Source organism: Tahibacter caeni (assembly GCF_024609805.1).
Lineage (GTDB): Bacteria > Pseudomonadota > Gammaproteobacteria > Xanthomonadales > Rhodanobacteraceae > Tahibacter > Tahibacter caeni.
This window is the reverse complement of sequence record NZ_JANFVR010000297.1, coordinates 1-5,983: the sequence shown is the minus strand read 5'-3', so window position 1 is coordinate 5,983 and position 5,983 is coordinate 1. Positions and strand designations below refer to the sequence as shown.

The window sequence follows — 5,983 nt, the reverse complement described above, 5'->3', positions numbered from 1 at the left end:
CAGCGCGCCGCATCCAGCCCGTCGAGCAAAGCCAGCGCGCCCGTGGCGGCGGCGCTGTCGCCGTCCTCGTGCGCCATGCTCGCGAGACTGACGTAAGCGTTCGCCGCGTCGCCGGCCTCGTCGAGCCGGACGTAGTCGGCGGCGACGTTCTGCTGGCAGGCCGACGCGTCGGCGCGCCGGCCGAGCTCGCGCAAGGCGAGACAGCGCTCGCTGCCGGCGCGCGCCGCGAAATACTCGTTGCCGACTGCGCGGCTGAGCGCGGCCGAACGATCAGCCATCGCGAGCGCCGCATCGAAACGGCCGAGACGCACGAGGATTTCGGTCGCGCCGAGCCGGGCTGCGCCTTCGCGCAATCGATCGCCGCGGGCCTGCCAGGCCGCCGCCGCGCGCTCGTAGACGTCCAGTGCCGCACGATTGTCGCCGGCACGCGCCGCGCGCGTGGCCTCGGCATGCAGCCCCTGCGCGGCGCAGCGGCTGCCCGGCGCCGCGAGCACCCGGCTCACCGGCGACAGCGGCGCAGCCAGACACACCGGCAGCGAGGCGATCTCCGCCGGCGGAGCGCAGTACAACCGCAGCGCGAGCCGGGCCGGCTGGCTCCTCGAGGCATTCGCACGCAGCCGCAGCTGCAGTACCTCGCCGCCGCGCAGCGGGACGGCGAACGTGCCGAAACGCGGCGGCCGCGCGTCGATGTCGTGGAAAGCCGCCTCGCCGGACCATTGCCATTCGAGATCGACGCCGGTCTCCTCGCCGACCAGCACGGCAAAGGCCGCGCCGGCCGGCGGCAGCTCCAGCCGCAGCGGAGGCGCATCCGGCGCCGTCGCCAGGGTTACCGTCGCTGTCGGCGCCGCGCAGCTGAGCGCCGGCACCGCGGCGGCAGCCGGTTCCGCCGCCATGACGACGACTGCGGCAATGCAGCAGCGACGGAACCCGGCGATCAAGGCAGCGTTTTCTCCCGCGCAGCTACTTCGGCTTGTGGCCCTCGTGGCCGTTGGCCACGTCGTCCTGGACCGGCCAGACCTGGTCGCCCGTCTCGCCGCTGCGTTCCAGCGGACTCACGCCGGCAGTCCGCTCCGGCGCCGGCTGGATCAGGTCGCAGCGGCCGAACAGGATCGTATGCCCGTCGGGGAGATCCTGCATATGCACACCGCCTTCGACATAGGCCTCGACGCGGATGCGCCGGCGATAGGACTGGCCGGCATCGGGATCGTCGGTCACGCGGAAGAGATAGACGTGCACGGTGTCGCCGGCGAACGCCGTCGAGCCATGGAGCCAGAGACGGTCGCTCACGCCGTCCTTGCCTGCCAGCGCCAGCAGCACATCGACGGCGACGCGATCGTTCATGTTGTCGTTGATGACGATCTGCGCGCGGATCGCATCGGTGCCGGGCTCGCGCCGCGTCCACAGCGTGCCTTCGGACGTCAGCAGGTGCAGCGTGCCGGTCGCCGCCAGATTCCACGCGCGCGCATGGAAGAAGTCGACGTCGTCGATTTCGACGAGGCAGTCGTTCTCGCTGTGCAGAGAGCCATTTGTGCGGGAAATCACGAAACTGCGCGGCTCGGCCGTCGGCTCCAGCGGTGCCGAGGCCGGCTTAGCCGCGGTGCGCCCGCCGAGCGGCCTCAATGCGGAACGCCTCACCGGCGGCCTTGCCGGTTTCGCCGCGTCGGCCGCGTCGATCTGCGCCAGCAGCCAGTCGCGGCGCGTCTTCGTGATCGCGACGAAGGTCGCGACGCGCTTCCCGGCCGGTTCCGACGGGGTGGGCTGCACCACGCCGACCTGCACGCCGACGATGGCGTTCCTGCTCTTGGCGGCATCGAGAAAGGCCGGCGCGCCGCTCGCATACGGGAAGCCCAGCGCCTTGCTCACTTCCATCGCCTGGAACTGGCCGCGGTCGGCGGCGAACACCCGCAGTTTCGCCGTGGTGACCTGATTCGACTGGCCGTCCGCTTCCGCCGCCACCGTAATCGAATAGTCCGGCATCGGCGGTTCCTGCAGCACCGCCGCCGCGGTCCCGGTGATCGGCGTCTTCAGACGCAGCACGACGAGATCCTCGTCGGCGACCGGGGGATTGATCGCGGGATAGTCGCGTACGTCGTCGCCGAGCACGAACTCGACGCCGCCGGGCCAGCAGATGCGATCGACTTCGGCGGACTCGCCGTTCAGCGCGGCGCGGACGTGGAGATTGCGCTGCCATTGCGTGACGCAATGGCTGGTCGTCACCGCGACGCGCGGCGCGATCAGCACGGCGAACGCGCCGTACGTCGTTCCGCCGCCGTCGTTATCGACATACAGCCGCAGCGCACTGCCGAAGCGCGGCTTCGTGGAGGCTTTGCCCGACTCCACGTGATTGAGGACGAGTGAGGTGAGTTGCATGGTCGAGCTCCCCTTGTCTGGATGGGTCGATAGGCGGCCGCGCCGCTCGGCGCGGCTCCGCGGTCGATCCCGCAGGGCACGCGATCCGGGGTGCGCGGCGGCGCCGCGACGGCTTTCGCCGCGCGTTCGCCACATCGACGCTGCATTCCCCCCTGACGACACGCGATCCCTCGGGCCGGCGCCGCGTCCGCCGAGTGGCTGGAGCTCGTCGATCGGGGCGCAAAGAGCTGGTGCGACGAAGGGCGGATTACTCGCACCCGCGATCGGGCGGCGAGCGAAGCCGTTACTGCGGCGCGCCGGGACGACGATCGAAATGCCGGACCGGGGAGCGGACGACATGGCGGAAAATCGTGACGGCTGCGCCGGAGCGCGATCCGGAACGATGCAACCGGCAATCGGCGGAATACCGGTTTTCGGACGGCGGCGCGCGCGCGGCGCCGCCGCCCTGGGTCGTGCAGTGTTCCCGGCCGTACAGGAACGCGCCGGGCGGCACGCCGCGGCACTCGGGGATGACGACGGCGTCCCGCCGCGCGCGGCGCGGCGGGAAGAAAGATCACTTCACCGTGACGGTGATCTTAGGCGACATGACCGGCGGATCGAACGGGATGTGCAGCGCGTCGCCGAGGATCAGCTGCAGGGTGTGCTTGCCGGGCGGCAGGGTCAGCGTGGCCTCAGTCTGGCCGCCGCCGAAATGCTTGTGCTGCGCGTCGTTCGGCAGCGGCTGGTTCATCGGCGGCAGCTCGGTCACGTCGATCAGCAGATGATGGTGGCCGGTCTTGTCGGTCGTGACGCCGGCCGGCGCGACGCCCATGCCCTTGAGGCCGAAGCGCACGGTGAATTCCTTGCCGACGGTCGCGCCGTCGGCCGGTGCAATGAAGTAGAGCTCGGCGCCGGCCGGCGCGGCGGTGCGCGGCAGCGCGGCCGGCTTGGCGGCTTCCGCGGCCTTGGGCGTTTCGGGAGTCTTGGCGGCCTGTTCGGCAGCGGCGGCGGCGGCGAACAGCACGGCGCCGGCGAGGAGGAAGATGCGCTTCATCGCGATGACCTCGGTTCAGGGGAACGGGGCGTCGATCATAGCGCGCGCTGCCGCAGCCGATTGATCGGCGCCGCGCCGGCCCCATCTGCTGCCGGAATTTGCCGACACGACCGCCCATGACCGATTCCGCCGCCGTTCCCGACCGCTCGATTTTCGCGACCTTGCGTCTGATGCTGCCGCAGGTCTGGCCGTACCGCGGCCGCGTGCTGCTCGCGCTGACGTTCCTCGTCGCGGCCAAGCTCGCGACGATCGCCGTGCCGCTCGCGCTGAAGGCGCTGATCGACCGGCTCGACGTCGCGCCGAGCCTGCTCCTGCTGCCGCTCGTGCCGCTGGTCGCCTACGGCGCGCTGCGCCTGGCCTCGTCGCTGTTCCAGGAGCTGCGCTCCATCGTGTTCGCGCGCGTGCTCGCGCGCACCTCGCGCGTGATCACCCTGAAGGTGTTCCGCCATCTGCACGCGCTGAGTCTGCGCTTCCATCTCGACCGCAAGACCGGCGGCGTCGCGCGCGACGTGGAACGCGGCATGACGGCCGTGTCCGACCTGCTCGACTGGACCCTGTACACCATCCTGCCGACCCTGTTCGAAGTCGTCGTCGTCAGCGCGATCCTGATCGTGCGCTACGACTGGACCTTCACCGTCATCACGCTGGGCACGCTCACGGGGTACATCGCATTCACGTTCGCCGTGACCGAGTGGCGCCTGCGCTACTACCGCGCGGCCAACGAGGCCGACACCGAGGCCAACGCGCGCAACGTCGATTCGCTGCTGAACTACGAGACGGTCAAGTACTTCAACAACGAGGACCACGAGCAACGCCGCTTCGACGGCAGCCTGGTGCGGCTGGAGGACGCGACGGTCAAGAGCCTGAAGACGCTCGCCGTGCTCAACATCGGCCAGGCCGGCATAGTCGCTCTGGGGCTCACCCTGCTGCTCTGGCGCGCGACGGTCGGCGTCGCCGAGGGCCGCATGGCGCTCGGCGATCTGGTGCTCGTCAATGCGTTCCTGATCCAGCTGTCGATTCCGCTGAACTACCTCGGCATGGTCTATCGCGAGGTCAAGCAGGCCCTGTCCAACATCCAGCGCATGTACGCGCTGCTCGACCAGGCCCAGGAAGTCAGCGACGCGCCCGGCGCGCCGGCGCTGGCCGTGCGCGGCGGCGAACTGCGCTTCGAGCACGTCGACTTCCACTACGACCCGGCGCGTCCGATCCTGCGCGACGTCGACTTCTGCATCCCGGCCGGCAAGACCGTCGCCGTCGTCGGCACGACCGGCGCCGGCAAATCGACCCTGGCGCGGCTGCTGTATCGCTTCTACGACGTGACCGGCGGACGCATCCTCGTCGACGGCCAAGACATCCGCGAGGTGACCCAGGATTCGCTGCGCGCGGTCATCGGCATCGTTCCGCAAGACACGGTGCTGTTCAACGACACGATCTACTACAACATCGCCTACGGCCGTCCGAGCGCGACGCGCGAGGAAGTCGTCGCCGCGGCCAAGTCGGCGCATGTCCACGACTTCATCCAGTCGCTGCCGCAGGGCTACGACAGCACCGTCGGCGAGCGCGGCCTCAAGTTGTCCGGCGGCGAGAAGCAGCGCGTCGCGATCGCACGCACCCTGCTGAAGAACCCGACGCTGCTGGTGTTCGACGAGGCGACGAGCGCGCTCGACACGCGCACCGAGAAAGTGATCCAGGCCGAACTCGAGGAAATCGCGCGCGAGCGCACGACGCTCGTCATCGCCCACCGCCTGTCCACGATCGTCGACGCCGACGAGATCCTCGTGCTCGAGCACGGCCGCATCGTCGAGCGCGGCGATCACGCGAGCCTGCTCGCCGCCGGCGGCCGCTATGCGGCGCTCTGGGCAATGCAGCAGCGCGAGGCCGTGCCGGCCGAGGCCTGAGTCCGGCCGAGTAGGCGCAATTCCTGCAGGGGACGCGGACTGCCGCCGTCGCGGGCCGGCCTGCCGGGCCGCCCCGGTCGACCGGGCCGGTTTCGGCGCCGGCATGACTGCGAGCAGTTGACGCGTTCGCGACGTTCGCGACAATGACTGCAACATCAACGCCATCCGCCCGGGCCAGCCAGGACCGCGGCACGCTCAGGGGGAGCATTGCAAATGGCTTACAAGATCGCGCTCGTTGGCGCGAGTCCGGACGAGGAAACCGAGTTCCGCAACCTGCTGGGACCGGCCGCGCAGCGATTGCGCCAGTCCTGGGAAATCGGCAACGAGCGCGACGCCGACCTCGTCGTCGTCGACGTCGACTCGGTGTTCGGGCACATGGCCTGGCTCAAGGCCAGCGGCGCCGGCAAGCGCACGGCGGCCTTCACCGAACGCGACTCGGCGCGCGAGTCCGACCTGCTGCTCGGCCGGCCGCTGAGCCTCGAAGGCATCGTCAAGCTGCTGCTGATGTTCAATCTGCCGTCGGGGAACACGGCAGCGGCGCCGGCCGCGGCGCCGGCGCACGAACGCGAAAGCTATGCCAGCGAATACCGCCCCGGCGATGCGCGTCCGCAGCGCGTCGCCCCGGTGCCGCCGCCGCGCGCCGAAGCACCGGCCGAGCCGCCGCGTCCGGCGCCGAGGCCGG

4 protein-coding genes and 1 pseudogene are annotated in these 5,983 nt (G+C 70.4%); 2 read left to right on the top strand and 3 right to left on the bottom strand.

Features of this window, described 5'->3' with window-relative positions:
- The 3 genes from NON22_RS19150 to NON22_RS19140 form a co-directional block, all read right to left on the bottom strand.
- Positions 1-893, bottom strand: an 893-nt coding sequence (locus NON22_RS19150; RefSeq protein WP_257388567.1) for a hypothetical protein, incomplete at its 3' end; no start/stop codon positions are given.
- 67 nt (positions 894-960) lie between these two features.
- Complete coding sequence (locus tag NON22_RS19145) at positions 961-2,709, bottom strand: trypsin-like serine peptidase (protein WP_257388566.1); 1,749 nt, start codon at positions 2,707-2,709, stop codon at positions 961-963.
- Between the two features lie 214 nt (positions 2,710-2,923).
- Positions 2,924-3,403, bottom strand: a complete 480-nt coding sequence (locus NON22_RS19140) for a DUF4399 domain-containing protein (protein ID WP_257388565.1) — start codon at positions 3,401-3,403, stop codon at positions 2,924-2,926.
- A gap of 116 nt (positions 3,404-3,519) precedes the next feature.
- Between NON22_RS19140 and NON22_RS19135 the strand changes: the two genes are divergently transcribed.
- Positions 3,520-5,301 carry an ABCB family ABC transporter ATP-binding protein/permease gene (locus NON22_RS19135; protein ID WP_257388564.1) on the top strand — a complete coding sequence of 594 codons (1,782 nt, stop codon included), beginning with the start codon at positions 3,520-3,522 and terminating at the stop codon, positions 5,299-5,301.
- A 213-nt stretch (positions 5,302-5,514) separates the two neighbouring features.
- Positions 5,515-5,983 (top strand): annotated as a pseudogene (locus NON22_RS19130) (hypothetical protein); the annotation flags it as partial.